At 36.9% G+C, this 26,059-nt stretch carries 22 protein-coding genes and 1 pseudogene; 11 read left to right on the top strand and 12 right to left on the bottom strand.

Annotated elements, in window-relative coordinates:
* Positions 1-274: 274 nt before the first annotated feature.
* The 4 genes from Q0X89_RS09395 to Q0X89_RS09380 all read left to right on the top strand — a co-directional run bounded on the left by Q0X89_RS09395 (position 275) and on the right by Q0X89_RS09380 (position 4,757).
* Positions 275-1,327, top strand: coding sequence for an o-succinylbenzoate synthase (locus Q0X89_RS09395; RefSeq protein WP_297693445.1), 1,053 nt, complete (start codon positions 275-277; stop codon positions 1,325-1,327).
* Positions 1,318-2,259: a CPBP family intramembrane glutamic endopeptidase gene (locus Q0X89_RS09390; RefSeq protein WP_297693444.1), complete on the top strand. Its 942-nt coding sequence runs from the start codon at positions 1,318-1,320 to the stop codon at positions 2,257-2,259. Before Q0X89_RS09395 ends, Q0X89_RS09390 begins: the two co-directional genes overlap by 10 nt.
* A 10-nt stretch (positions 2,260-2,269) precedes the next feature.
* Positions 2,270-3,337: an AMP-binding protein gene (locus Q0X89_RS09385; RefSeq protein ID WP_297693443.1), complete on the top strand. Its 1,068-nt coding sequence runs from the start codon at positions 2,270-2,272 to the stop codon at positions 3,335-3,337.
* A 73-nt stretch (positions 3,338-3,410) separates the two neighbouring features.
* Complete coding sequence (locus Q0X89_RS09380) at positions 3,411-4,757, top strand: M24 family metallopeptidase (protein ID WP_297693442.1); 1,347 nt, start codon at positions 3,411-3,413, stop codon at positions 4,755-4,757.
* Here the strand turns inward: Q0X89_RS09380 and Q0X89_RS09375 are convergent.
* Positions 4,754-6,382 (bottom strand): acyl-CoA carboxylase subunit beta, encoded by a 1,629-nt coding sequence (locus Q0X89_RS09375; protein ID WP_297693441.1) that lies wholly within the window; start codon positions 6,380-6,382, stop codon positions 4,754-4,756. The genes Q0X89_RS09380 and Q0X89_RS09375 overlap by 4 nt on opposite strands.
* A 79-nt stretch (positions 6,383-6,461) precedes the next feature.
* On the opposite strand from Q0X89_RS09375, the gene Q0X89_RS09370 reads away from it, so the two are divergent.
* The 3 genes from Q0X89_RS09370 to ettA all read left to right on the top strand — a co-directional run bounded on the left by Q0X89_RS09370 (position 6,462) and on the right by ettA (position 9,475).
* The gene (locus tag Q0X89_RS09370) at positions 6,462-7,445 is read left to right on the top strand and encodes a Gfo/Idh/MocA family oxidoreductase (RefSeq protein ID WP_297693440.1); all 984 of its coding nucleotides are present in this window, start codon (positions 6,462-6,464) and stop codon (positions 7,443-7,445) included.
* 71 nt (positions 7,446-7,516) lie between these two features.
* Positions 7,517-7,699, top strand: a complete 183-nt coding sequence (locus tag Q0X89_RS09365; protein WP_297693439.1) for a CAL67264 family membrane protein — start codon at positions 7,517-7,519, stop codon at positions 7,697-7,699.
* An 84-nt stretch (positions 7,700-7,783) separates the two neighbouring features.
* Positions 7,784-9,475: an energy-dependent translational throttle protein EttA gene (gene ettA / locus Q0X89_RS09360; protein ID WP_297693438.1), complete on the top strand. Its 1,692-nt coding sequence runs from the start codon at positions 7,784-7,786 to the stop codon at positions 9,473-9,475.
* A 24-nt stretch (positions 9,476-9,499) separates the two neighbouring features.
* On the opposite strand, the gene Q0X89_RS09355 is transcribed toward ettA, so the two are convergent.
* Together Q0X89_RS09355 and Q0X89_RS09350 are read right to left on the bottom strand one after the other, a co-directional pair.
* Complete coding sequence (locus Q0X89_RS09355) at positions 9,500-10,309, bottom strand: MBL fold metallo-hydrolase (protein ID WP_297693437.1); 810 nt, start codon at positions 10,307-10,309, stop codon at positions 9,500-9,502.
* A gap of 58 nt (positions 10,310-10,367) precedes the next feature.
* On the bottom strand, positions 10,368-10,823 hold the full coding sequence (locus tag Q0X89_RS09350) for a GNAT family N-acetyltransferase (protein WP_297693436.1): 456 nt from the start codon (positions 10,821-10,823) through the stop codon (positions 10,368-10,370).
* Positions 10,824-11,001: 178 nt separating this feature from the next.
* Between Q0X89_RS09350 and Q0X89_RS09345 the strand changes: the two genes are divergently transcribed.
* Positions 11,002-11,889, top strand: coding sequence for a hypothetical protein (locus Q0X89_RS09345; RefSeq protein WP_297693435.1), 888 nt, complete (start codon positions 11,002-11,004; stop codon positions 11,887-11,889).
* 173 nt (positions 11,890-12,062) lie between these two features.
* Here Q0X89_RS09345 and fumC read toward each other — a convergent pair whose 3' ends face one another.
* Positions 12,063-13,460, bottom strand: coding sequence for a class II fumarate hydratase (gene fumC / locus Q0X89_RS09340; protein WP_297693434.1), 1,398 nt, complete (start codon positions 13,458-13,460; stop codon positions 12,063-12,065).
* A gap of 152 nt (positions 13,461-13,612) precedes the next feature.
* Between fumC and Q0X89_RS09335 the strand changes: the two genes are divergently transcribed.
* A complete protein-coding gene (locus Q0X89_RS09335; RefSeq protein WP_297693433.1) occupies positions 13,613-13,786 on the top strand; it encodes a hypothetical protein in 174 nt (57 codons plus the stop codon).
* Between the two features lie 45 nt (positions 13,787-13,831).
* Here the strand turns inward: Q0X89_RS09335 and Q0X89_RS09330 are convergent, their stop codons facing one another.
* The 7 genes and pseudogenes from Q0X89_RS09330 to Q0X89_RS09300 form a co-directional block, all read right to left on the bottom strand.
* Positions 13,832-16,366 (bottom strand): TonB-dependent receptor, encoded by a 2,535-nt coding sequence (locus tag Q0X89_RS09330; RefSeq protein ID WP_297693432.1) that lies wholly within the window; start codon positions 16,364-16,366, stop codon positions 13,832-13,834.
* Between the two features lie 324 nt (positions 16,367-16,690).
* Positions 16,691-17,191, bottom strand: a complete 501-nt coding sequence (locus tag Q0X89_RS09325; RefSeq protein WP_297693431.1) for a hypothetical protein — start codon at positions 17,189-17,191, stop codon at positions 16,691-16,693.
* A 135-nt stretch (positions 17,192-17,326) separates the two neighbouring features.
* Positions 17,327-17,671 (bottom strand): arsenate reductase (glutaredoxin), encoded by a 345-nt coding sequence (gene arsC / locus Q0X89_RS09320; RefSeq protein WP_297693430.1) that lies wholly within the window; start codon positions 17,669-17,671, stop codon positions 17,327-17,329.
* A gap of 34 nt (positions 17,672-17,705) precedes the next feature.
* Positions 17,706-18,715, bottom strand: a pseudogene (locus Q0X89_RS09315) (peptide chain release factor-like protein).
* A 69-nt stretch (positions 18,716-18,784) separates the two neighbouring features.
* Positions 18,785-19,645: a transglutaminase family protein gene (locus tag Q0X89_RS09310; RefSeq protein WP_297693428.1), complete on the bottom strand. Its 861-nt coding sequence runs from the start codon at positions 19,643-19,645 to the stop codon at positions 18,785-18,787.
* 43 nt (positions 19,646-19,688) lie between these two features.
* The gene (locus Q0X89_RS09305) at positions 19,689-20,636 is read right to left on the bottom strand and encodes an alpha-E domain-containing protein (RefSeq protein WP_297693426.1); all 948 of its coding nucleotides are present in this window, start codon (positions 20,634-20,636) and stop codon (positions 19,689-19,691) included.
* Between the two features lie 3 nt (positions 20,637-20,639).
* Positions 20,640-22,103, bottom strand: coding sequence for a circularly permuted type 2 ATP-grasp protein (locus Q0X89_RS09300; RefSeq protein WP_297693424.1), 1,464 nt, complete (start codon positions 22,101-22,103; stop codon positions 20,640-20,642).
* 193 nt (positions 22,104-22,296) lie between these two features.
* On the opposite strand from Q0X89_RS09300, the gene Q0X89_RS09295 reads away from it, so the two are divergent.
* Together Q0X89_RS09295 and Q0X89_RS09290 are read left to right on the top strand one after the other, a co-directional pair.
* Entirely contained in the window at positions 22,297-24,696 is a 2,400-nt protein-coding gene (locus tag Q0X89_RS09295) for a zinc-dependent metalloprotease (protein ID WP_297693423.1), read from the top strand.
* 17 nt (positions 24,697-24,713) lie between these two features.
* Entirely contained in the window at positions 24,714-25,736 is a 1,023-nt protein-coding gene (locus Q0X89_RS09290; protein WP_297693420.1) for a low specificity L-threonine aldolase, read from the top strand.
* On the opposite strand, the gene Q0X89_RS09285 is transcribed toward Q0X89_RS09290, so the two are convergent.
* Positions 25,731-26,054, bottom strand: coding sequence for a YegP family protein (locus Q0X89_RS09285; protein WP_297693418.1), 324 nt, complete (start codon positions 26,052-26,054; stop codon positions 25,731-25,733). The genes Q0X89_RS09290 and Q0X89_RS09285 overlap by 6 nt on opposite strands.
* Between the last annotated feature and the right edge of the window lie 5 nt (positions 26,055-26,059).

Raw genomic sequence — 26,059 nt, 5'->3', positions numbered from 1 at the left:
CCTAATTACCCATTAGCTTTGGTTAGAAGCTTTTCAGCAACTAAAATTAATTTCTAGATATAGAAGTGGCACTACCGTGTTATTTGCATTTGTCTTAGAAAATGAGCTGTTTTTTTAGGAAATATCTTTCACCAATAACTATTCAGACTCAATTTAAACGTTAGAATTCAGCTATGCCCGAAAAAGCATGGTTGATTCATATTACTTTTTAGTTATTTCCCTCCTTTCTGTAATTTTTAGACTGAAAATATGGTTAAATTTAACCCCAATTCATATGGAGGCTGTTTACAAGAAATACGATTTAATCTTTAAAAGACCAAGTGGCACCTCACGCGGGATACTGAAGAAAAAAGAAACCTGGTTTTTAATTCTGAATAATCATGGAAAACTTGGCATTGGAGAATGCGGTTTGTTCAGAGGCCTTAGTGTTGATGATATTCCGGAATATGAAGACAAATTGTCCTGGACTTGCTCACATATACATTTTGGCAAAGAAAGGCTTTTAGAAGACTTAAAAGATTATCCAAGTATTGCATTTGGCGTGGAACAGGCATTCATTTCACTGCAGTCTGAGGACCCGTTTTTGCTTTTCCCATCCAATTTCACTAAATCTATAGCAGCAATTGAAATTAATGGTCTTGTTTGGATGGGTGATAAAAAATATATGCAGGAACAAATAACTCAAAAAATAAAATCAGGATTCAGTTGTATTAAAATGAAAATAGGAGCCATTGATTTTGATGAGGAACTATCGCTGCTGACTTCACTGAGAAAAAAATACACCAGAGAAGAAATAGAAATTCGGGTTGATGCGAATGGGGCATTCAAAGAAGAGGAAGCCCTGGATAAACTCAAGGAATTAGCTGCCTGTGAGTTACATTCTATTGAACAACCCATTAAACAAGGATTTCCTGTAAAGATGAAGGACATCTGTGAAAAATCTCCACTCCCGGTAGCCCTTGATGAGGAGCTAATTGGCATCTTTAGTGCGAAAGAAAAGGAGAAACTACTTAAAACCATAATGCCACACTATATAATTTTAAAGCCCAGCCTTATTGGGGGTTTTAGAGAAAGCGCGGAATGGATTGATATAGCCGAAAAATTAAATATTGGCTGGTGGGTTACGAGTGCTTTGGAAAGCAATATTGGCCTTAACGCAATTGCCCAGTGGACCTATACGCTAAATAGCAAAATGCCTCAGGGTTTGGGAACCGGGTCCTTGTTTACTAATAACTTTGACAGTCCACTCAAAATACAAACAGGGAAACTGCATTACGATAAGAATGCGAATTGGGAACAAAACTTAATCAACAAATTATGTACATAGAACAAGGTTATAAGGGATTAAATGAACTCTGGCGGTATGCTGTAGGGGTAATAATCATTTTCATAGGTTGGCAATTTTTGGGAGCAGGACCCCTGGTATTGATTCTTCTTGCAAAAGCTTTAGAAACAGGCGATTACCCAACTGACGTGGCAAGTATTGCAAATCTATTGGGTTCTAATTTATTTTTCTTTCTTGCTCTGTTAACCTTTGTCGTAGGTTTTTTGGCACTCTATCTTACTGTAAAATATTTGCATAAACAAAGCTTTCGTTCTTTGACTACTTCACGGAAAAGTATTGATTGGAAAAGAGTGTTTTTTACATTTTTCCTGTGGGCTCTAATTTCTGTAGGATTTATTGGCTTGGATATCTTTATCTCACCTGAAGATTATGTCTATAATTTTCAACCGGGCCCATTTTTAATTCTATTGCTTATTGCCCTTATTTTTATTCCTATTCAAACTAGTTTTGAAGAGTATTTTATGCGTGGTTATTTAATGCAAGGATTGGGTATAGCTGCAAAAAACAGGTGGGTTCCTCTTTTGGTTACGTCCGTCTTTTTTGGGTTGCTACATATTTTTAATCCGGAAGTAGCTAAAATAGGGTATGGGGTCATGGTTTTTTATATTGGGACCGGCCTGTTTTTGGGTATTCTTACGCTAATGGATGAAGGTCTGGAATTGGCTTTGGGTTTTCATGCTGCAAATAATTTAACGGCAGCTATACTTGTTACCGCCGAGTGGACAGCTTTTCAAACAAATTCTATTTATAAGGATATTTCTGAACCCGAAATTGGTTGGGAAGTATTTGCACCTGTTTTTATTGTCTATCCCATAGTGCTCTTTATATTGTCAAAAAAATATGGATGGACTAATTGGAAGGAACGCCTAACCGGCGAAGTTTTAACCCCGGCAGATTTAGATAAAATACCTTAAATTTAAGTATATGGAAGTTGAAATACCACCTCAGTTTAAACTTGACGGCCATGGATATTCTAATGAGGAGTTAAAGGAGGTAGCTTATAGTTTAATTAAGGAAGGAGAAGATTTTGAAAAGGAAATAGGCGACTTTCTTCTAGATTGGTTGTCCCCGGATTCTGAACTTACGGTGAGAACTTCTGGCTCTACCGGTATTCCTATTGGGGTGGCGTTAAAAAAGCAGCACATGGTAAACTCCGCCAAAGTTACCGGTGAATATTTTGGGTTAGAACCGGGTGATAGGGTATTACTATGCCTTTCTACAGGATATATTGCAGGGAAGATGATGCTGGTAAGAGCAATGGTACTAGGTTTGGAAATAGATTTTGTAGCACCCACTTCAAGGCCTCTTGATGGTGTATCAGGATCGTATAAATTTTGTGCTATGGTACCACTACAATTGGAATCTTCTATAAATAAATTAAATCAGATCGAGACGGTCATAGTTGGCGGAGCTCCGGTATCTTTACAATTAAGGAAATTGATTAGCTCTAGTGCTACAAGGATTTTTGAAACTTATGGGATGACGGAAACTATTACACATGTTGCGGTTAGACCATTGAATCATACCGATCCCAACTCAGACCATAATGCTTTTGAAATATTACCTGATATATCTATTTCACAGGATGACAGAAAATGTCTTGTCATTAATGCTCCGAATATTAGTGATGAACCCGTTATCACTAATGATATTGTAGAGTTGATTTCGGAAAGGGAATTTCTTTGGTTGGGGAGATATGACAATATTATTAATTCAGGTGGCATCAAATTAATTCCCGAACATATTGAACGAAAATTATCAACGTTAATAAAATCAAGATTTTTTGTTGGTGCTTTACCGGATGAAAAGTTAGGGCAGAAATTAGTCTTAGTTGTTGAAGGTGAAAATATCGAAGGGCTTAAGGAACTCATTTTAAAAGCTGATTTAAATAAATTTGAGTTACCAAAAGAAATCTTTTATTTGCCGGCTTTTAAGAACACTACCAATGGTAAGATTATGAGAGAAAAGAGTTTGGCCATGATAAAAACCTGATATTTTCGGTTAGCCTGAAAAATCCAATTGTTATATCAATATGAATTTTAATCAAAAGAATTCCATCCATTTTATGAAACCTTATCTAACATTGCTATTGCTTTTTATTAGTTCATCCTTAATATGCCAGCAAATCCTCCCAGAAGAAGAGCGAGCACAAGTTATTGATGAAATTTTAAACGAACGGTTTGAAGTACTATTACCGGAGCTTATGGACCAATCGGATATGGATATGTGGATTCTTATTTCACGGGAATATAATGAAGATCCGGTATTGAGAACCATGCTGCCTGCTACATGGCTCAATGCCAGAAGAAGAACCATTCTGCTGTTTTACAGGGATAAAACCAAGAACACTATCGAAAAACTTGCTGTGGCGAGATACAATGTGGGAAATAACATCTCTTCGGCTTGGGATAAGGAGAAAGAACCGGATCAATGGCAAAGATTAATTCAGCTAATAGAAGAACGAAATCCAAAAAAAATAGGTTTAAATTATTCAAAGGATCACAATATTGCCGATGGTTTAGATAAGACAGACTATGAGGAATTCTTGCAGAATTTACCAAGGGAATACGCTTCAAGAATAGTATCTGCTGAACAACTTGCTGTTAGATGGATTGAAACAAGAACAGAACGGGAAATGGTTATTTATAATCAATTGGTATCCATTACACATCAAATTATTGCTGAGGCATTTTCTGAAAAAGTTATTACCCCTGGAATTACAACAACTACTGAAGTAGAATGGTGGATGCGGCAAAAAGTTACAGATCTGGGTCTGGAGACATGGTTCCATCCTACGGTAGATGTGCAGCGCACCAATGATGAATTAGAGGGTCATCTCTATTCATTTTCGGGCAGACCAGACCAAATGGTGATTTTACCCGGAGATTTATTACACTGTGACTTTGGGATTACCTACCTGAGGCTAAATACCGATTGTCAGGAATTGGCCTATGTTCTAAAACCGGGAGAGAAGGAAGCACCGGAGTTTTTAAAGCAAGGCCTTAAAGATGGGAATCGTGTACAGGACTATCTTACAAAGAATATGATAAGGGGGCGTACAGGAAATCAAATATTAAAAATCGCATTAGATCAGGCTAAAGAAGCCGGATTTAGGCCTGCTATTTATACACATCCATTAGGATCCTATGGCCATTCTGCAGGAACAACAATTGGGATGTGGGATTCTCAGGGAGGTATTATGAAAGACGATGGTGAGAACTATCCGCTTAACCCCAACACCGTGTATGCGATAGAATTAAATACGACCATTAATGTTCCGGAATGGAATAGAGATATTAGGATCATGCTCGAAGAAGCCGGATTCTATGGGGAAGAAGGTTTTAGGTATGTAAATGGCAGGCAAACAGAGTTATTACTAATACCCAGGGTAACTGAACATTTGGGTAACTAAACTTGCAAAACGCCCATATTGAAAGCTTTTTCGATCGGTGCAAGATTTGCAGCTTCTATACCTAAGGAAATCCATTTTCGAGTTTCCAGGGGATCTATTATGGCATCTGTCCATAAATGTGCGGCGGCATAATAAGGAGAAATCTGCCTGTCATATCTTTTTTTAATTTCATCAAAAAGTTCGGCCTCTTTTTCCGGAGTTATTTTCTCGCCTTTCTTTTTTAACGATGCTTTTTCTATTTGAAGCAATACCTTAGCTGCAGAATTACCGCTCATTACAGCCAGCTCGGCACTTGGCCAGGCTACTATTAGTCTGGGATCATAGGCTTTACCGCACATGGCGTAATTCCCGGCTCCATAACTATTGCCAATAATAACAGTAAATTTAGGTACAACAGAATTACTAACCGCATTAACCATTTTGGCCCCGTCTTTTATAATACCACCGTGTTCACTTTTACTCCCAACCATAAACCCTGTAACATCCTGAAGGAAAACAAGAGGTATTTTCTTCTGATTGCAGTTAGCGATAAATCTAGTGGCCTTGTCTGCAGAATCGGAATAAATAACACCCCCGAAACGCATTTCACCTTTTTTCGTTTTCACTACTTTTCGCTGATTTGCCACAATGCCTACTGCCCAGCCATCAATACGAGCATAACCGGTGAGAAGTGTTTTCCCAAAACCTTCCTTATATTGCTGGAACTCGGAGTTGTCTACAAGACGCTTTATTATTTCAAGCATATCATATTGCTCCGTCCTTGAGCCGGGTAAAATACCATAAATATCTTCCTGTTTCTCTGCAGGTTTTATAGATTTAATTCTGCTAAATCCGGCGGTAACAGGACTCCCAATTTTATCAATCAGGTTTTTGATAATATCTAAGGCATCCTTATCATCTTTTGCCTTATAATCAGTTACTCCGCTTATTTCACTATGGGTTACAGCTCCTCCTAGAGTTTCATTATCAATATCCTCACCAATTGCTGCTTTTACCAAATAACTACCGGCTAGAAAAATACTTCCCGTTTTTTCTACAATTAGAGCTTCATCACTCATAATGGGCAAATAGGCTCCTCCGGCAACACAACTGCCCATAATTGCCGCTATTTGAACTATACCCTTACTGCTCATAATGGCATTGTTTCTGAAAATACGGCCAAAATGCTCTTTGTCCGGAAAAATTTCGTCCTGCATAGGCAGATAAACCCCTGCGCTGTCTACCAAATAAATAATTGGGAGTTTATTTTCTATGGCGATTTCCTGAGCTCTGAGATTTTTTTTAGCAGTAATCGGGAACCATGCACCAGCTTTAACCGTAGCATCATTCGCTACTACAATACATTGTTTGCCTTTAATAAAGCCTATTTTGACTACAACACCTCCAGACGGGCACCCCCCATGTTCTTTGTACATATTATCGCCGGCAAAAGCACCAATCTCAATAGCATTACTATTATCATCCAACAAGTAATCTATACGCTCTCTTGCAGACATTTTTCCCAGTTCATGCTGCTTTTCAATTCGGGTTTTTCCACCACCCAATTTTACCTTTATAAGCCTTTTCTTTAGCTCTGAGATTAGTAATTTATTGCGATCTTCGTTTTTATTGAAGTTGATATCCATTCTTTATCTTCAGTTTCTTTAACAGGGTTAAAGATAAGGAGTAATATTGATTAACTTTAACAAAACTGAACAGTAAGATATGAAAGAAAAAATTCGTTGGGGAATAGTCGGATTGGGGAATATAGCTCAAAAGTTTGTAGATGATTTAAAATTAGTGGCAGATGGGGAACTCACGGCAGTTGCTTCCCGAGATATTGAAAAAGCCAAACATTTTGGGGCATTAAATAATGCCAAATATGCATTTGGCAGCTATAAAGAATTATTTAGTTGTGGAGATGTAGATGTGGTTTACATTGCAACACCACATACTTCTCATAAAGAGTTGAGTATAGAGGCCATGAAGCAGGGCAGAAATGTACTTTGTGAAAAACCTATGGGGATAAATAGGGGTGAGGTTGAAGAAATGATAGCTGTAGCAAGAGAGAAAAAAGTTTTTTTGATGGAAGCATTGTGGAGTAGGTTTAACCCGTCTATTAGAAAAGTGAAGGATTTGCTAGATGATGGTTTTATTGGAGATGTATCATACATACACGCGGATTTTGCTTTTTACGCACTTGACAGAAATGAAAACGGGAGGCTTCTGAATCCTGAATTGGCCGGAGGATCTCTACTGGACATTGGGATCTATCCAATTTTTTTGGCATATCTTATTTTGGGATATCCGGAAAAAATTCTGGCTTCTTCCAAAATATTTAAGACGGGGGTAGATATCCAAACTTCTATGATTTTTGAATATCCAAATGCTCAGGCGATATTATACAGTGGTCTTACGTCTAATTCAGAAATGAAAGCACAGATTTCCGGTTCTGAAGGAACAGTGTATTTAGCTCCGCGCTGGCATGAGACGCAGGAATATTCTATTGAAAAAAACGATGAAGTAGAAAATGTTCAGTTGCCTAAAAAAGGAAAAGGATATGAGTATGAGATAGAAGAAGTACATCGCTGTATCATGAAAGGTGATTTGGAAAGTGAACTTTGGTCTTTGAAAAATACTCATGATTTAATTAGGATTATGGACGATATTAGGGAACAAACAGGGGTAGTATTTCCCTTTGAAAAATAAAAGTTTAAGTATTTACTTTGAAAAATTCTTATAAAATTTCCGATATTTGAGGTCCAACTAAACTAACTATCATGGGAATGAACAAGAATACAGTCCTTGCCTGGGCTACTTTTATTATGATTTCTGTCGGCTTCGGATTAATTGCACTTGGGGCATTTCGATACGACGATGTAGCAGGATGGGGATTTGCCTCCGTTGGAATTGGATTCTTTGCAATAGCCTGGGTATTCAATGCACTAAAAGGAAGGGTTTGAACCCTGTTTCCAATTATATTTTTCAATTTCAAAACAGCTCTTTAAACTGTTTTATTAATACTATTCCAAAAACATATTAAGTTTATGTCTGACGATAAGAAAGTAATTTTTTCTATGTCCGGGGTTACTAAAACCTATAAGAATGCCAATACTCCGGTGCTTAAAAATATTTATTTAAGCTTCTTCTATGGAGCCAAAATAGGAATACTCGGTCTTAATGGATCGGGTAAGTCTACATTGTTGAGAATCATAGCCGGGGTTGACAAAAACTATCAGGGAGATGTAGTATTTTCTCCGGGGTATAAGGTGGGTTATTTGGAACAGGAGCCTGTACTTGATGAAAACAAGACAGTATTGGAAGTTGTTAAGGAAGGTGTGTCAGAAACAGTGGCTATCCTTGACGAATATAACAAGATTAATGATATGTTTGGATTGCCGGAGGTATATGAAGATGCTGATAAAATGCAGAAGCTAATGGACAAGCAAGCAGCGCTGCAAGATAAGATAGATGCCTCAAATGCCTGGGAGCTCGATACCAAACTTGAGATTGCAATGGACGCCCTTAGAACACCGGAGGCGGATATGAAGATTGCTGTATTATCTGGAGGTGAGCGAAGAAGAGTTGCTTTATGCAGGTTGCTATTGCAGGAACCGGAAATTTTATTGCTGGATGAGCCAACAAACCATTTAGACGCTGAATCTGTTCACTGGCTAGAACACCATTTGGCACAATATAAAGGAACTGTTATTGCGGTAACGCACGACCGTTATTTCCTCGATAATGTTGCAGGTTGGATACTTGAACTCGATAGGGGTGAAGGTATCCCATGGAAAGGAAATTACAGTAGCTGGCTGGATCAAAAATCCAAACGCCTTGCACAGGAAAGCAAACAGGCTTCGAAAAGACAGAAAACACTGGAGCGGGAATTAGATTGGGTACGTCAGGGAGCAAAAGGCAGGCAGGCTAAACAAAAAGCCCGTCTTAAGAATTACGATAAGTTATTAAGTCAGGATCAAAAACAACTTGATGAAAAGCTTGAAATCTATATTCCAAATGGTCCAAGGCTTGGAACCAATGTTATTGAAGCTAAGAATGTGAGCAAAGCGTTTGGTGATAAATTGCTTTATGAAGATTTAAATTTTAAGTTACCGCAAGCCGGAATAGTTGGGGTAATAGGGCCTAATGGGGCTGGGAAAACAACTATTTTTAAGATGATAATGGAGGAAATAGCACCGGACAAAGGTGAATTTATTGTGGGGGAAACAGCGAAAATAGCTTATGTAGATCAAAGCCATTCTAATATTCAGAAAGAAAAGTCTATCTGGGAAAACTTCAGCGACAGTCAGGAATTAATTATGATGGGTGGAAGGCAGGTTAACTCCAGGGCATATCTGAGTCGATTTAATTTTTCAGGAAGTGAACAGAATAAGAAAGTAAATATGCTTTCCGGAGGAGAACGAAACAGATTGCATCTCGCAATGACTTTAAAAGAAGAGGGTAATGTATTGTTATTAGATGAACCTACAAATGATCTGGATGTAAACACCTTAAGGGCATTAGAGGAAGGTTTGGAAAATTTCGCAGGTTGTGCCGTAGTAATTTCTCACGATCGATGGTTTCTGGATCGTATTTGTACACATATACTGGCCTTTGAGGGCGATTCCCAGGTCTATTTCTTTGAGGGTTCGTTCACCGAGTATGAAGAAAATAAAAAGAAACGCTTAGGAGCAGATATTATGCCCAAAAGAATAAAGTATAAGAAATTAATCAGGTAAAACTTTACTCCTTAAGACTATTTCTTAAAAATCATCACTCGGATACCAATCCAGTTGAATAACACTAATGTCCGAATTTCCCTGATTTACCAATTCTTTAAATTTACCAACATCACTAATATCTGGTCTGCCCCGATAATGATAGGGATAAACTTCCCCGGGTTGAAATTCAAGCACTGCACTGGCAGCACTTTCTATGGTCATAGTATAGGGCAGGTTCATACAAATAAACGCCTTGTCAATATTTTGTAGTGCCCGCATTTCGGGAATATCTTCAGTATCACCTGAGAAATACAATCGTTGATCACCTATGTTTAAAACATACCCATTTCCTCTTCCTTTTTCATGAAATGCTTTAGCTTCTTCTCTCAAATTGTACATGGGGATTGCTTCAACAGTAATACCAAATCGCTCCTTTGAATCTCCATTATTCAATACATCAATTTGCGGCGTATATTTGGCGGGGATTTTATCAGCAACTGCCTGAGGTACAATGATCTTGGCTTTTTCGGTATTTAGCTCCTCTAGTGTTTCCAAACTTAAATGATCTCCATGTACGTCTGTGATCAGAATTAAATCGGGTTGCTTTTGATTTTTAAATACCTCAGCACCCCCAACAGGGTCAATGTAAATGGTAATATCACCCCACTCAAGTACAGTGGTGGCGTGTTCAATAGGCATTATTTTGATTTTGGATTGAGGTACAGGCGGCACCTGTAATTGCTCTCCATATTGAGGTTCCGAATCAAGATTGGATTCTGATTTAGACTTCTCTTTACAGCCGTTCAAAAACAAAAAGCAAATAAGTGTAATTGGAATAATAAGCTTTTTCATGGTATTGATTTAAATTAAGATCGTTGTACTTAAATTAAAGATATTGAATAAATGGTTACTAAAGTACAAGTTGCATTTTTATATTGCTTCGTGCATAAGGTGTATTCTTTTCGAGAGGTACTTCCGTGAACCCAAATTTTTTATAGATATAAATGGCGGGTTCGAGGATGGTATTGGAATACAGAATTAAATCTTTCCAATTTTGACTTTTGGCAAAAGCAATTCCGTGCATCATGAGTTTTTGTCCAATCTTTTGCCCTTGATAAGCCTGGTCAACAGCCATTTTGCCAAGTTCGTAGGTAGAATCTTTTAACTTAATAAGCGAATAGCAGCCAATAATTTCAGCGTCTTTTTCTGCAAAAAAAATATATCCCCCTTTATCTATGATGTTACTTTTGCAATTTTCCAGTAATTCAGCATCCTTAGGTTCAACGTAAAAGTGTTTCTCCAGCCATGATAAATTCAAATCTCTGAAGTATTTGGCAAGACCCGGTCTGAAAGGGATTATTTTCATGGAAATTATAAGTATTTCAATTTGAAGGTAACCATGGCTAATATCAGGAACTACGTGTTAAAATTATTTAAAATATTTTTTAACAAGAAAAATCTAAAAGTAAATCTAAACCGTATATAGACTTATACAAACAAATACTTTCTATAAAGTAACAAAAAGGTTAATTAATATTTACATTATGACTGAAACAAAAAGTAACAATGGATTAAAAGTTATAGCTGGCTTATTAGGCGTAGTTCTATTAGCTACTATTATTTACACTGTTAGTCTCTATCAGGATAAGAAAAAGACAACTATGGCTCTTACACAAGAGAAAGATCTTGTTGTGGAGGATTTGAATAGCTTAAAGTCTGAATACGATAAGGCTATCCTTGAAAGCAATGCTACAAATGAAGAATTAGTTGGTGCAAGGGATAGAATTGCAAAGTATATTGACTCTGTTAAAACTATGAAAGCTGATATCGCTTCACTTTCAAGATACAGAAGGCAGGTTAATGTTCTTAAGGAAGAAAGAGAGCAATTATTGCGTCAGGTAGATTCTTTGACTAAGTCTAATACGCTTATTGCGATGCAAAGAGATAGCACCTTTGTAGAATTGGAAAAACAAACCGTATTTAACGATTCACTTGTAGTACAAAATACTCAGTTAGCTGACGCTGTCGAAAGAGGTTCTGCTTTAAATTTATCTTCTTTTACTGTTGATGCTGTAAGAGAGCGTAATAACGGTAAATTGGTATCTACTTCCAGAGCAAAAAGTACAGATAAATTTAAAATCTGTTTTACTGTTGCTGATAACGTAATTGCTGAAGCAGGTGACAGACAATTCCTTGTTGAAGTTTTAGATCCTCAAGGTAATGTTTTAGGCGGAGGAATGTCTAAATCTAGTGAGGACGGTGCCTCAGTATCATATAGCAAAGAAACTAATTTCTATTACGAAAACAATGATTTAGATGTATGTGATTTTATAAACAAGCCATCAGGGGATTTCCAAAAAGGAAATTACATGGTAAATGTTTATGATGACAAACTAAAGTTACTAGGAACATCTAAGTTCGCTTTAAAGTAATAAACACTATCCAATAATAAAAAGGGTCAATCTTAGGATTGGCCCTTTTTTATTTAGATTATTCCAATCAAAATATTATTTTCCTGCGAATCGAGATTTAATCCCTGGAGTGGGCTTATTTCTGTTTTAAGGATAGTTCTAAAATTTTAAGGCGTAAAATAGAGGGTGAAAATCTATTTAAGACCACCTACCATATCTTCTGGCTTAACCCAATCATCATATTCTTCTTCAGTAACATATCCCAGATTAACTGCTTCTTCCTTTAGGGTAGTCCCATTCTTATGTGCTGTATTTGCTATTTCTGCAGCCTTATAATATCCAATTTTAGTATTCAAAGCTGTTACCAGCATCAATGAATTGTTCAATAATTGCCGTATTACATCGTGGTTTGGTTCAATACCTACAGCACAATTTATATCAAAACTTATCGCTGCATCTCCTAAAAGCTGGGCAGATTGTAAAACATTTGCAGCCATTAATGGTTTAAATACATTTAACTCATAATGACCCTGAGTACCGCCTATGGTAACAGCAACATCATTGCCCATAACTTGAGCGCAAACCATAGTAAGTGCTTCACATTGCGTTGGGTTTACCTTACCTGGCATTATTGAACTTCCGGGTTCGTTAGCAGGAATTATGATCTCTCCAATTCCTGATCTTGGCCCTGATGCCATCATTCTAATATCATTGGCGATTTTATTCAGGGAAACAGCCAATTGTTTTAGCGCCCCATGGCTTTCAACAAGAGCATCGTGAGCTGCCAGTGCTTCAAACTTATTTGGAGCCGTTTTGAACTTGAGACCGGTGAATTCCGATATATATTTTGCTACCAATACGTCGTAGCCTTTAGGGGTGTTTAATCCTGTTCCTACTGCCGTTCCACCTAGTGCCAATTCGCTTAAATGATCTAAAGTATTTTTAAGAGCTATTAATCCATGATCTATTTGAGAAACATATCCAGAAAATTCCTGTCCAAGTGTTAATGGGGTTGCATCCATTAAGTGAGTCCGGCCAATTTTAACGACCTTGTTAAATGCTTCGGCTTTTTTATTGAGTGTATTTCGCAATTGTTCTAATCCCGGAATAGTAACTTCAACAATTTTTTTATAAATGGCAATATGCATACCTGTTGGAAAAGTATCATTAGATGACTGTGATTTGTTGACATCATCATTGGGCTGTATTGTCTTTTCTCCTTCACCAATGGTTTTTCCTGCCAATTCATGAGCCCTGTTTGCAATAACTTCATTTACATTCATATTGCTTTGAGTTCCGGAACCGGTTTGCCATATTACAAGCGGAAATTGATTGTTATGGTCTCCCGCAAGGATTTCATCACAAACCTGGCCTATAAGATCTCTTTTTTCCTTCGATAAGACCCCTAATTCACAATTGGTATATGCTGCTGCCTTTTTTAAATAGGCAAATCCCATGATCACATCAAATGGCATAGATGCAGGGGGACCAATTTTAAAATTATTTCTTGACCTTTCAGTTTGTGCACCCCAGTATTTATCTGAAGGAACCTTTACCTCACCCATAGTGTCTTTTTCAATTCGGAAGCTCATAATTGTCTGTATTTTTGTAGCAACAAAGATAAGATACAAAGGGCTATTTTAATTGTTGTAAAATTGAAATTTCATGCAGTACAATTTTTTTTGCCTTTGATTTGCTGAAATTACTATTTTCAAACTATCTTTGTATTCCAAAGAATAAGAGTATGTTCGAATTTGATCAGTATTTGGGATTTTTGGCTTTTTTGACCATTGTTACTATAGGTTTCTGGCTAATGATGTTTTTATTATTATTCGTAGTGCCCTATTGGCTGGGTGGTAATCTTCTGGAATTATGGAAAGAAAAACGTGAAGCCAGAAGAGCCCAACGCAATGAATAAAAATAGAAGCCGTGAGGCTTCTTTTCATTTTAAGGACGTAGTATTTTAAGAGCCTTCAAATTCAAAATCATCTCCATTACCATTTCTTCTTCTGTTACCATTTCTTTGGTTTTTTTGTTGATTGAAGCGATATAAGAAAGACAGTGTTATTTGTCTTTCGCGCCACTGGAATTCACTGTAGGTAAAAACATTATCCGTTCGGGTTTCACTTCTTCTTTTTCTACTGTTGAAAAGATCACTTACGTTAAGTGAAAGTGTAGCTTTGTCTTTAATTACGTCTTTGCTAAATGCTAAATTGGTACTTAAAATACCTTTATTGATGCTTTGTGCATTTTCCCTTGGACCTCTGTAAAATAAGTTGGCCTGAAAATCGACTTTCCCGGGAAGCGGAATTTTGGCACTAAACCTGGTAAACCATGCCAGGTTATCCGCATCAAAAATTTGAGTTATTTCCTCACCCTGAAAATTAGTATACGTATAGTCTCCGCGTAGTTTTTGGTCAAATATATTGAAATTTAGAGTAAAGCGCCAGTTCCTTTTAGGAACATACACCGTTGTAAATTCCATTCCATATCTGGTATCTGTTGCCAGATTTATGGGGGTTCTTACCTGTACAGGTACAAAAACCGGATTGTCTGGATCATCAGGATTCTCAATTTCTACAAAATCTCCGGTTTCAAGCGTAATAAATTGGAATACACCTGTTGAATAATTATAATAGACAGAACTCGTAAAGGTTACCTTTTCCCATCGTTTCAGATACTCCAGATTAAAGGCATTTGTATATGTCGGATTAAGATCCGGGTTTCCAAGGAATAAGTTTGTGTTGCTCGATCTTGATGGGAATGGATTTATAAATCGGGAGCGCGGCCTTCTTAATCTTCTGCTATAACTAATACTTAGCTTATCTATTTCAGAGAAATCGTAACCAAGAAAAAGTGATGGAAACCAATCCACATACTTTTTATTATTTACTTCATTCGTATTTACCAATTCTATTCCAATATCTGAGGCTTCCATCCGCAGACCTCCAAGGGCATTGAATTTGTTGAATTTTCTTCCTAATTGCACGTACGCGGCATTAACATTTTCTGTATAGATGAGCCGGTTACTAAAATTGGGGTCACTAATTAATGTACCATCTTCTAATAATCCGAATTTAAAATCTGTATCAAATGTATTGAAAGTCCCTCTGTAACCCAATTCAAATTGAGACTGTTTATCCTCGCTAAAAGGAAGCACATATTCCATCTGAACTAATTGATTAATTTGAGATTCATCATTAATGGTCTGTTCTGTTGGAAGTTTTTCATTTTCATTGAGTACAATCTCATTAATAATTGCATTTTCAACTTCTGAGCCTGTTGAATACTGATAATCAACTACTATTTCGTGTCCTTTGTCATCAAATTTCTTGGCGAAATTAAAGGAGTACTGTATATCATTTTCATCTTCTCTTTCAGTTGTGAATCTATTTCGTTGTACCGTTGGATCACCATTAGAATCAAAATTAAAAAAATCTATATTTATTAAGTCATCGCCGTTAGATGTCCTGTAAACAAATGAATTCGTAATACTGGTGGAGGGATTAATAAATAATTCAAAACCAAAATTGTTATTAAATCCTTTCCTTTCCCTTTGGTATTCACGGATTTCATCCTGAAAACTATCTGTACTTCCATCAGGATTAAAATTTTCCTGCTCAAAAAGTGCATTGCCTGGAGCATTTCTATATCTATATGTTGTATTTATAAAAAAATTAAATTTCTTCCGTCTCAGATTTAGGCTGAGTGCCCCTCCATAATTATCCGGGTAGCCGGCAAATAGATTGACAGATCCGTTTAAACCAGAATTTTTTCCTTGTTTGAGAACTATGTTAATGATACCACCAGTGCCCTCAGCATCATAACGTGCTGATGGATTTGTTATAACTTCAACTTTTTCGATAGTTTCTGCCGGTAGTTGCTGCAATGTTTCAGGATTGATTCCCGATAGGGCAGAAGGCTTCCCATTGATCAGTATCCTGACACTTTCATTTCCTCTCAAGCTAATATTTCCTTCAACATCTACAGTTACAGACGGGATATTATCCAAAACATCAGTAACAGAGCCCCCTCTTACCGTAAGATCTTGCCCTACATTGTATATTTTTTTGTCAAGACGCAGTTCTATTGTGGTCCTTTCCCCAATTACTTCTACTTCTTCTAGTTGCTCGGCATCAATTTCTAATTCTATGGTTCCGAGATTTGTTGATTCTCGAAGGTTTTGGGATTTGAATTCATAGGTTTTGTAAGAAATATATTCGATCCTTAAGTTATATTGACCCGGCAAAGTTTCCACACTAAATTCGCCATTAGCGTCAGTTAATCCACCTGTAACACGCTCCGGGTTTCGTAATGATTGTAGAATTAAGGTTGCATATTCCAGGGGTTCACCAGTTTCTGAATCAATAACTTTTCCGTTAATTTTGATTGGATCTGGTCTTTGAGAGAATGAGCTCAAATGGATAAATAAACAAATTAGACCAATTAATATTCTCATTTGGTAAGCACCCATGTTTTGTCTGGTTCTTCTTTCCATTAAATTTTTAATCTGAAAATTATATTGATCCATTTTTATAAATCGTGATTTAGGAATAATTTTTCCTGATCCAAAGTTGTAATAAATAACTAAAGACCAGAAACAATCTTCTTTAAACGACCTAAGGATTCCAGTGAACGGCAAGTTTGCGCCTTAGAGCAAATTGTTCGTATGATAGAGCAGGGCAGATTAGAAGTATTAAGAGAGGGTATAAAAGTCGGTAAATGAGAATAAAATAAGATTGCTTGATGCAAGCTTATATTTGGGCAACCAACTTTTTTCTATTTGCTTTTTGGGTATGTAAAAAATAAGGGCTCTAAAAACTTAGTTTTCTAAATCTTCAGACTTCCCTTTATCCTTCTTTTTCTTTTCCTTTTTCTTTTGCTTTTTTACTTTTTTATACCCTTGTTTTTGGAGTTCAACTAATTTATTGAATTTATCCTCCGGAAGACCAGCTTGCAATTCTTCTTTTTGATTTTTACTTATTTTTTCAGCAGCTTCTTTTGCCTTCTCAGGCGGTAACTTTAAAATTTGAAGTTCAATACTCTGTTGTACATACTTTGTAAGGATAGAAGAGACTACAGCCGTCTCAAAGTCATTTAGTTCTATAGCCTCGATTATTCTTGGCATTTCCCTATTTACTATTTCTTCTGCAGTAAGATTTTCTGGTTTTCGTTCAGGTTCGGGGGAGCGTGGTATTACACTCTGCCGGCCCCGGTTATATGGATTATTATATCCATTATTATAACCGTATTGGGCATTAGCTATGGGGATTACTGCCAAAAGCAAAAGGACTATTACTAAATATTTAATATTCAACTTCATTACTGTCATTTTTCATTCAAATTAAACCAAGGATTTTAGCTTTGTACTTAAATCATTGTTTATGGTATTGCTCCATTTGACAAAATTATAATATTATTACCATAATTTTAGGATGGTTCTTAAATTTTTCACTTATTAATTCAACAATTCAAGTATTTTTTCGGGAGGCCTGCCAATAACGGCTTTATTTCCTTTAATAACTATTGGGCGTTCAATTAATTTGGGATATGCTAACATTGCTTCAATAATTTGATCGTCGGATAAGTTTTCACCTTTGAATTTTTCTTTCCAGATTGCCTCATTTTTGCGTACTAACTGTTCAGGCCTCAAAGTCAGATATTCTATAACTTTTCTTAACTCATCCTTAGATGGAATTTCTTTGAGATAGTTGATAATTTCATAATCCTTCCCTGAAGATTCAACTATGGCCAAACCTTCCCTGGATTTGCGACATCTTGGATTGTGGTAGATTTTTATCATTGTTGTCTTTTTTTTCTATCGTTATACCAGATTTCTAAACTTCCTTTTGCCCCATGGCCATGAGGTAGGCCTTTAAAAATTCATCAATTTGCCCATCCATTACAGCATCTACATTACCTGTTTCTTTACCAGTGCGAACGTCTTTGACTAATTTGTAGGGGTGCATGACATAATTTCTAATCTGCGATCCCCATTCTATCTTCATTTTTGAAGATTCTATTTCGCTGCGGGCTTCTTGTTTCTTGCGCAATTCAATCTCATAGAGTTGAGATTTAAGCATTTTAAGCGCAGTAGCTCTGTTATCGTGTTGCGACCGGGAATCAGAACATGAAATTTGAATACCGGTAGGCTTATGAACCAACTGTACTTTTGTTTCTACCTTATTCACATTCTGTCCGCCTGCACCACTAGATCGGGAAGTAGTAATTTCAATATCCGCCGGGTTTATTTCTATTTCAATACTATCATCAACCAATGGATAAACGTACACTGATGCAAAAGAAGTATGCCGCTTGGCATTACTGTCGAATGGGGAAATACGCACCAGACGGTGAACACCGTTTTCTCCTTTCAGCCAGCCAAAAGCATAATCACCATCAATTTCTAAGGTAACGGTTTTAATACCGGCTACATCACCTTCCTGATAATTCCCCCGCACCGGCAGTAATTTGCAGAATCGCGGTCATATTATCTCCTTCATCAGAGAGCATGTTTCTGAATTCAAGATTTTCTACAGCTTCCAGCGCAGTGTTGTATTGATTGGCTACCTCTTCAGCGGATACTTCCCCTTCCTTAACAAATTCCAAAAAAATTTCCAGGTCATTCACAAAACCTTCTGCGGCTTTGAAATCTGAAACCCATTTTTTTTTGGATTGAACAAGTTTCATTTGCTGCTGAGCTTTTTGAGGATCGTCCCAAAAATCCGGAGCAAGGGTTTTTTCTTCTTCGTTTTCTATTTCTATTAGTTTGGCATCTATGTCAAAGATACCTCCTCAACGCGCCAAGGCGTTCTATAAGATCTTTATGCTGATCTGTTGTTACCATCAAAAAAAATTTTCAGTCAAAAATAACAATCTTTTTTTTGGTATTTGTTGATTTTTAAGTCAATTGCTCTTATTGCTGCTGCTGTTGAGCAACAACCTGCACGGAATGTTTGGTTTTATTTTTTCCACTTGCGTAAACTACTCCTTTTAATGGAGAACAATCATTATAATCTTTTCCATGTGAGACTTTAATATGGTTGTCATTGGCAATTAAGTTATTCGTTGGATCAAAGCCTAACCAACCTATGCCGGGAACATAAGCTTCGCTCCAGGCATGCATTTGTGAATCTCCAAAATATCCATTTCCCTGATGTAGATAACCCGAAACATACCTAGCAGGGATTTCATTTTGTTTTGCTAAAGCACAAAACAAATGGGCAAAATCCTGACAAACCCCTCGTCTATTGCTTATAATTTCTGTCAGAGTAGTATTTACATCCGTAGCATTGGTTGTGTAATAGAGGTGATTAAAAACCCACTGATTGAGATCCTGAAGGTTTTCAAAAATAGATTTGGATCCATTAAAACTGAATATTTTACCATGACTTGACGGTATGGCCGTAAAATGCGTTGTTCTTAGAAAAGGTTCAAAGTCCACTTTAAATTCCAATTCCTGAACTATTTTATAAGCCTGTTCCCTGCTAAGTTCATCTATAAAATCAAAAGGGTTAACCTTCTTTTTTACCAAACTGAAATTGGCTTCAAAAGAAATGTCTTTAAACTTTTCCCTTGGTTGCACACGGATAGTTTTAAAACCATAACCGTTTACAGAATCCTCATTAATAGCATGAACGGAGTTTTTAAAATCTATTTTGATATGAGTTTGTGTATCATTCTCCTCAGGAATGATCAGGAATTGCCAGTGTGCGTCTGCTATCCATGTATCATAATGGTTTTCAGCGCTATAAACAATGGAATATTTTAATGACATAAGTATTATATAACCGTATTAAGGTAAGTGATAGAAAATCATTTTAGTAGTTGAAATACTCTTTTTCCATTTTTGTGCTGATTTGCACCAGCCTGCTAAGTATATCTTCAATAAAATTCTGAATATCCCCTTCAATTTCTTCAATGTGTTTATATTCATATTCCGATCTTACTTTACCAACCAGGAATGCCGTAGCATTTTTATTGTAGTGTTTGCTTGTGTCCAAATCCCTTATATGTTTATAAACCTGGTTGAGGCTATTCATAATAGATCTTGGGCAGTTTGGATTTAAAATCAAGAATTCCAAAGTTGAGATGCTGTTAGGAGGTTTTTTATACAAACGCCTCATCATATCATAAGATTCAGCACATTTTAATAAAGTCGTCCACTCAAAACTATTGCTAAACTTATCTCCATAGCTGCCTTGTGCTTCCAACGCGTCACGATATTTGGCATTAATCATTCGAATTATCTGTGTAGCTCTTTCAATATTTACGCCCATCATTATTATCGCATAAGCTTCATTGTGCAATAATGTACCGCGAATTTTACCACGTAAAACAGCTGTCATTTCAGTAACATTTGTTGTAAAGTCATGCAGACCATTTTTCACAAGAACAGCGGGATCATAGTTAATTATAAAATGATAAAATTTATTTATGGACTCATATAGTCCGGTAGAGATAAGATCTCGGGCACTATTGGCATTTTCCCGAGCATTTTTTACATTGTTAAGAATTGAATATGCTGATTCCGGGTTTAGACCAATATTAAAAAGCACTTCTTCTTCAATAATATCCATGGATTTGTCCGCTTGCGGCTCTCCAACCATAAATAGCATAGACCGCAATACGAATGGTCTGGATTGAGACAAATCATTTGGGGCATCAAGAGAAGAAAAATAGTTAACGCTTAAATACCTGGCAATATGCTCAGAGCGTTCAATATATCTACCCATCCAAAAAAGGTTGTCTGCTACTCTTGCAAGCATAATTTATTTTTTTAACACCCAGGTGTCCTTAGAACCACCTCCCTGAGATGAATTAACTATTAGATTTCCTTTTTTTAACGCTACCCTTGTGAGTCCTCCTTTTAGAACAAACTCTTTTTCTTTTCCCAGGACGGTAAATACTCTAAGGTCTACGTGCCGTTGTTCAAAAGATTCTTTTTTTGCAATATAGGTAGGGTGCACAGAAAGAGACATAATGGGTTGCGCCACATATCTCCTCGGATCTGACTTGACCTGTTTTTTTACCTCTTCAATTTCTTCTTTGGTCAATCTATTGCCAATTGATATTCCGTATCCGCCGGCCTCATCTACAGGTTTGATGACCAGTTGATGAATGTTGTCCAAAACATATTTTAATTCGTCCGGCCTGCTGCAATGGTATGTATGAACATTATTCAATATGGGCTCTTCATTTAAATAGTACTTGATTATTTCAGGCATATATGTATAAACGGCCTTATCATCAGCGACCCCTGTTCCGGGAGCATTGGCTATGGTTACATTACCTTTTTTATATGCTGCGAATAAGCCGGGAACGCCCAATGAAGAATCGGGTCTAAATTCTAAGGGATCAATAAATAAATCATCAATACGGCGGTAAATAATATCCACCTTTTGAGGACCTCTGATTGTTTTCATATACACAAAATCATTTTCAACAAAAAGATCACGGCCCTCAACTAATTCAACCCCCATTGTTTTTGCCAGATATGAATGCTCATAGTAGGCAGAATTATACATCCCCGGAGTAATAACAACACAAACCGGTATATCAACCCCATGAGGTTTAGTTGTTTCAAGTAGTTCCAATAAGTTTTCGGCATAATCGGTGACTGTATGGGTCTGATAATGGTTAAAAACCCCAAACAGAGCCCTTTTAAGCGCGGTCCGGTTACAAATAACATAGCTTACCTCTGAAGGGCAGCGTATATTATCTTCCAACACATAATAATTACCATCATTGTGTTTGATAATATCGATGCCTGAGATATGATTATATATATCACCCGGAGGATCTACCCCCATCATTTGGTGTAAGTAATTCCCTGAGGAACTTATTAGTTCCATTGGTACTAGGCCTTGCTTGATTATTTTTTTTTCATGATAAATATCCCAAAGAAAAAGATTAAGTGCTTTACTGCGTTGAATTGCACCACGCTCTATAAATTCCCATTCTTTGGGATCAATGATCCTGGGAAATAAATCAAAAGGAAATATTTTTTCCTGAGACTTTTTCTTGCTATAAACCTGAAATGTTATACCCTGATTAAAGAAAGAAGACCTGGCCTTGACGTTAAGACTTGCATAATCATCTATGGAATGCTCCCCATACAAATCAAAAAGCTTTTTGTACACATCCTTTACATTTCCGTCATTATCATAAATTTCATCATATAATGATGGATTTCTTTGGTAAGATGAAAAGATCTGATTCTTGATTTTTGTCATACAAAATACTTTGTTTCAATATAGTCTATTTTACTCAGCTTATGAATAGATATTTCCAAATAATCCCACTTGTTTTTTAGCTATAAATTAAAATATCTAGAGAATTAATGCGGATTTAATTATTTGCAATAACTAACAAGATTCATAAAGATATTAGCGGAATTTATCTAAATTTAGCGCTTAATTTGCGACGATGAGAAACATTCTATCCTTTATTTTAGCACTTGTTATTTATCAATTTTCCAATGCTCAATTCACTGAAAAGAGCAAAGCGTTTCAGCAATATGAAGGGTTTTATGACTTCTATTATGACGCTGCCAGTGATAAGGTTTACCTGGAAATTAATGAACTTCAAAAGCCTTTTCTATACGTGTATTCCCTAAGCAGTGGAATTGGAAGTAATGATATAGGTTTAGATAGGGGACAGCTTGGTAATGAGCAGGTTGTATATTTTAAAAAAGTTGGAAATAAACTACTTCTTATCCAACCTAACTTAAAATACAGAGCACTAACGGATAATGAACTTGAAAAAAAATCTGTAGAACAGGCTTTCGCCAAATCTGTGCTTTTCGGTTTTGAAATTGTAGAAGAATCAACAGGTAAATATATTATTGATATCAGCGATTTTTTAGTTCAGGATGTTCATGGGGTTACAAAGCGCCTGAAGCAAAAACAGCAGGGAACTTACAAACTTGATAAGAGTAAAAGCGCCATGGCACTTGAAAGAACAAAGGCGTTTCCAAAAAATATAGAGTTTGATGTTACATTGACTTTTAAAGGAGAATCCAAAGGTGAATATATCAGGTCTGTTAGCCCTAATCCGGACCTGGTAACAGTTGCTCAACATCATTCGTTTATTGAATTGCCCGATTCAAATTATAAACAAAGGATTTTTGATCCGAGAAGCGGTTCATACCCTTTTTCATATTATGACTATGCCACACCGGTGCAGGAACCTATTTTAAAGCGATTTATTACCAGACACCGTTTGTCTAAGAAGAATCCAGAGACCGAAATAAGCGAAGCTGTAGAACCCATTATTTATTATTTAGACAATGGCACTCCAGAACCTGTAAGGACCGCTTTATTGGAAGGAGGAAAGTGGTGGAACGAGGCTTTTGAAGCAATAGGGTACAAAGATGCATTTCAGTTAAAGATATTGCCGGATGATGTTGATCCGCTGGATGTAAGATATAATGTTATTCAATGGGTACACAGATCTACAAGAGGTTGGAGTTACGGGAGCAGTATTACGGACCCCAGGACGGGTGAAATTATTAAAGGGCACGTAAGTTTGGGCAGTTTAAGGATCAGACAGGATTTCTTAATTGCACAGGCCTTAATAACCAGGCCTTTTGAGGAACGCGATGATAATTATAAGGCAATGCTGGATTTGGCTTTAGCGCGAATTAGACAGTTGTCTGCTCATGAAATTGGTCATACATTGGGGTTTACACATAATTTCGCGGCAAGTACAAATCAAAGAGCTTCGGTAATGGATTATCCGCATCCACAGTTTACAATCGTGAATGGGAAGATAGATTATTCACAGGCGTATGATACAGGAATAGGAGCATGGGACAAAACAACTGTTGCCTATTCCTATTCTGAATTTGCGCAAGGAACAGATGAAAAGCAAGCTTTGAATAAAATACTGGAAGAGTCTGCCAGGAAAGGACTTCGATTTATTTCTGACAAGGACGCAAGGCCTTTAGGCGGGGCACACGCTTTAGCTCACCTTTGGGATAATGGTCAAAGCGCCAGCACAGAGCTGGAAAATGTTTTAAAGATCAGGGAGATTGCAATAGGGAATTTTTCTATAGACAATATCCGTAAAAATGAACCAAATACAACTTTAGAAGATGTTTTTGCTCCGCTTTATTTTTTTCACAGATATCAGACTGAAGCAGCCGCTAAAATGATTGGAGGCCTGGACTATAACTATGCTGTGAAGGGCGATGGTCAGAAAATTGTTGAAAGCATTGATAAAAGCTTACAGCTTGAAGCGTTAGAGGTTTTGTTCAAAACATTAGATGCAAATGTGATTGCTATCCCCGAGGAAAAATTATCATTGTTTCCACCCAGGGCCATCGGATATCCCAGAACCAGGGAATCTTTCAAAGGCAGAACAGGAGTTTCATTTGATGCTCTTTCTGCCCCTGAGACAGCTTCTGACATGACTTTAGGATTATTGTTGCACCCCGAAAGAGCTTCGAGATTAATACAACAAAAAAGTTTAGATAACCAGCAAATTGGACTTGATTATGTGCTAAGTCAATTAGTCCAAAATACGATTGCCAAGGACCTGAGGGACCCATATTTTAATGAAGTCCAGAAGTCAATCAATTACAGGGTACTTTATCACATTATGAACCTTGCAGCCCATAAAGGTGTTCATCCCCAGGTAAATGCTATAGCCAATAGCCAACTCAAATCAATTAAATCAACCTTACAAGCCGGTAAGAATAATTTTGATGCTATGGAAATGATCAGAAGGGTTGATTACTTTTACAGCGAACCAGCAGAATTCAAAGTTATTGTAGCTCCCAAAATACCAGATGGATCTCCAATTGGTATGGATTGTATGAATTAGATTGAAGAACCAGGCCTATGAAAATTAATTTAATTAGTGATACGGTTACCAAACCCTCGCCCGGCATGTTAGATGCCATGATGTCTGCAGAAGTAGGTGATGATGTTTTTAAAGCAGATCCTACAGTTAACCGGCTGGAAGAAAAGGTAGCCAATATGTTTAACAGGGAAGCTGCTTTGTATTTTCCCAGTGGCACAATGACCAATCAAACCGCAATAAAGCTACATACCAATCCCGGAGATCAATTAATTTGTGATAAGTATGCCCATGTCTATAATTATGAGGGTGGGGGAGTGAGTTTTAATAGCGGAGTTTCATGTAAATTAATAGATGGCCATCGGGGGATGATGACCTCAAATCAGGTTGAGGAAGCTATAAACCCACCTGATTTTTATCATAGTCCTTTGACTTCTTTAGTCTGCGCAGAAAATACTACCAATAAAGGCGGAGGAGCATGTTGGAATTTTTCTGAACTGGTACGAATTAAAGAAGTTTGTGTAAAGCACGGTCTGGCCTATCATTTGGACGGTGCCAGGATATGGAATGCGATGGTAGAAAAAGGCGAATCTGCTAAACAGTATGGTGAATTATTTGATACAATTAGTGTTTGTCTGAGCAAGGGCCTAGGATGCCCGGTGGGTTCTGTTTTGGTTGGGGATAAAGAAATGATCGATAAAGCATTGCGCATTAGAAAAATTTTAGGTGGCGGAATGCGCCAGGCTGGTTTTATGGCCGCGGCCGGTATCTATGCGCTGGACAACCAAATTGACCGTCTTGCGGATGATCATAAAAAAGCAAAAGAAATTGGCGCAATACTCGAAAGTCTATCCTTTATAAAGAAAGTAGAACCTCTGGAGACCAATATTATAATCTTTGAAATAAATGAAGACTATTTAAGTGCAGAAGATTTTATTGAAAAACTTCGCACAAAGGATATTCATATAATTGGTATGGGAAGTTCTAAACTACGGATAGTAACTCATATGGACTATACAGAGCAAATGCATGAAACGTTATTAAAAACCTTAAAAACACTATAAGTATTCAGACTTTTTAAGTGTAGTGATTCTTTTTTTAAGATTTTTTATACCATTCTCCATTCCTGCTTCGGAGCCATAAAGCAAACTATTTCCAATAAGCTGCCCCTTTTTATTCTTAAGATTAAAAAGAAAGTTTCCATCATGGTCCGTTTTCCGTTCAATTATTATATGCTGTTTATCCAGTAGATTCAAACTACTGACTACATTCTTTACCTCTTCTTTACTTGAAAATCCGACACTATAAAACAAGGTATTACCGTTTGTAGTGCTTAAAGAGAAATTATACGTGTTGTTATCTTCCTTATTAATCTTAATCATGTAGC

The sequence above is a fragment of the uncultured Eudoraea sp. genome (assembly GCF_947258525.1).
Taxonomy (GTDB): domain Bacteria; phylum Bacteroidota; class Bacteroidia; order Flavobacteriales; family Flavobacteriaceae; genus Eudoraea.
This window is presented reverse-complemented; position numbering and strand designations above follow the sequence as displayed.

Excerpts from the sequence above, each read along its gene's own strand:
- Q0X89_RS09395 (WP_297693445.1), top strand. The coding sequence starts at position 275 with ATGGAGGCTGTTTACAAGAAATACGATTTAATCTTTAAAAGACCAAGT.
- Q0X89_RS09390 (WP_297693444.1), top strand. The coding sequence starts at position 1,318 with ATGTACATAGAACAAGGTTATAAGGGATTAAATGAACTCTGGCGGTAT.
- Q0X89_RS09385 (WP_297693443.1), top strand. The coding sequence starts at position 2,270 with ATGGAAGTTGAAATACCACCTCAGTTTAAACTTGACGGCCATGGATAT.
- Q0X89_RS09380 (WP_297693442.1), top strand. The coding sequence starts at position 3,411 with ATGAAACCTTATCTAACATTGCTATTGCTTTTTATTAGTTCATCCTTA.
- Q0X89_RS09375 (WP_297693441.1), bottom strand. The coding sequence starts at position 6,382 with ATGGATATCAACTTCAATAAAAACGAAGATCGCAATAAATTACTAATC.
- Q0X89_RS09370 (WP_297693440.1), top strand. The coding sequence starts at position 6,462 with ATGAAAGAAAAAATTCGTTGGGGAATAGTCGGATTGGGGAATATAGCT.
- Q0X89_RS09365 (WP_297693439.1), top strand. The coding sequence starts at position 7,517 with ATGGGAATGAACAAGAATACAGTCCTTGCCTGGGCTACTTTTATTATG.
- ettA (WP_297693438.1), top strand. The coding sequence starts at position 7,784 with ATGTCTGACGATAAGAAAGTAATTTTTTCTATGTCCGGGGTTACTAAA.
- Q0X89_RS09355 (WP_297693437.1), bottom strand. The coding sequence starts at position 10,309 with ATGAAAAAGCTTATTATTCCAATTACACTTATTTGCTTTTTGTTTTTG.
- Q0X89_RS09350 (WP_297693436.1), bottom strand. The coding sequence starts at position 10,823 with ATGAAAATAATCCCTTTCAGACCGGGTCTTGCCAAATACTTCAGAGAT.
- Q0X89_RS09345 (WP_297693435.1), top strand. The coding sequence starts at position 11,002 with ATGACTGAAACAAAAAGTAACAATGGATTAAAAGTTATAGCTGGCTTA.
- fumC (WP_297693434.1), bottom strand. The coding sequence starts at position 13,460 with ATGAGCTTCCGAATTGAAAAAGACACTATGGGTGAGGTAAAGGTTCCT.
- Q0X89_RS09335 (WP_297693433.1), top strand. The coding sequence starts at position 13,613 with ATGTTCGAATTTGATCAGTATTTGGGATTTTTGGCTTTTTTGACCATT.
- Q0X89_RS09330 (WP_297693432.1), bottom strand. The coding sequence starts at position 16,366 with ATGGAAAGAAGAACCAGACAAAACATGGGTGCTTACCAAATGAGAATA.
- Q0X89_RS09325 (WP_297693431.1), bottom strand. The coding sequence starts at position 17,191 with ATGAAGTTGAATATTAAATATTTAGTAATAGTCCTTTTGCTTTTGGCA.
- arsC (WP_297693430.1), bottom strand. The coding sequence starts at position 17,671 with ATGATAAAAATCTACCACAATCCAAGATGTCGCAAATCCAGGGAAGGT.
- Q0X89_RS09310 (WP_297693428.1), bottom strand. The coding sequence starts at position 19,645 with ATGTCATTAAAATATTCCATTGTTTATAGCGCTGAAAACCATTATGAT.
- Q0X89_RS09305 (WP_297693426.1), bottom strand. The coding sequence starts at position 20,636 with ATGCTTGCAAGAGTAGCAGACAACCTTTTTTGGATGGGTAGATATATT.
- Q0X89_RS09300 (WP_297693424.1), bottom strand. The coding sequence starts at position 22,103 with ATGACAAAAATCAAGAATCAGATCTTTTCATCTTACCAAAGAAATCCA.
- Q0X89_RS09295 (WP_297693423.1), top strand. The coding sequence starts at position 22,297 with ATGAGAAACATTCTATCCTTTATTTTAGCACTTGTTATTTATCAATTT.
- Q0X89_RS09290 (WP_297693420.1), top strand. The coding sequence starts at position 24,714 with ATGAAAATTAATTTAATTAGTGATACGGTTACCAAACCCTCGCCCGGC.
- Q0X89_RS09285 (WP_297693418.1), bottom strand. The coding sequence starts at position 26,054 with ATGATTAAGATTAATAAGGAAGATAACAACACGTATAATTTCTCTTTA.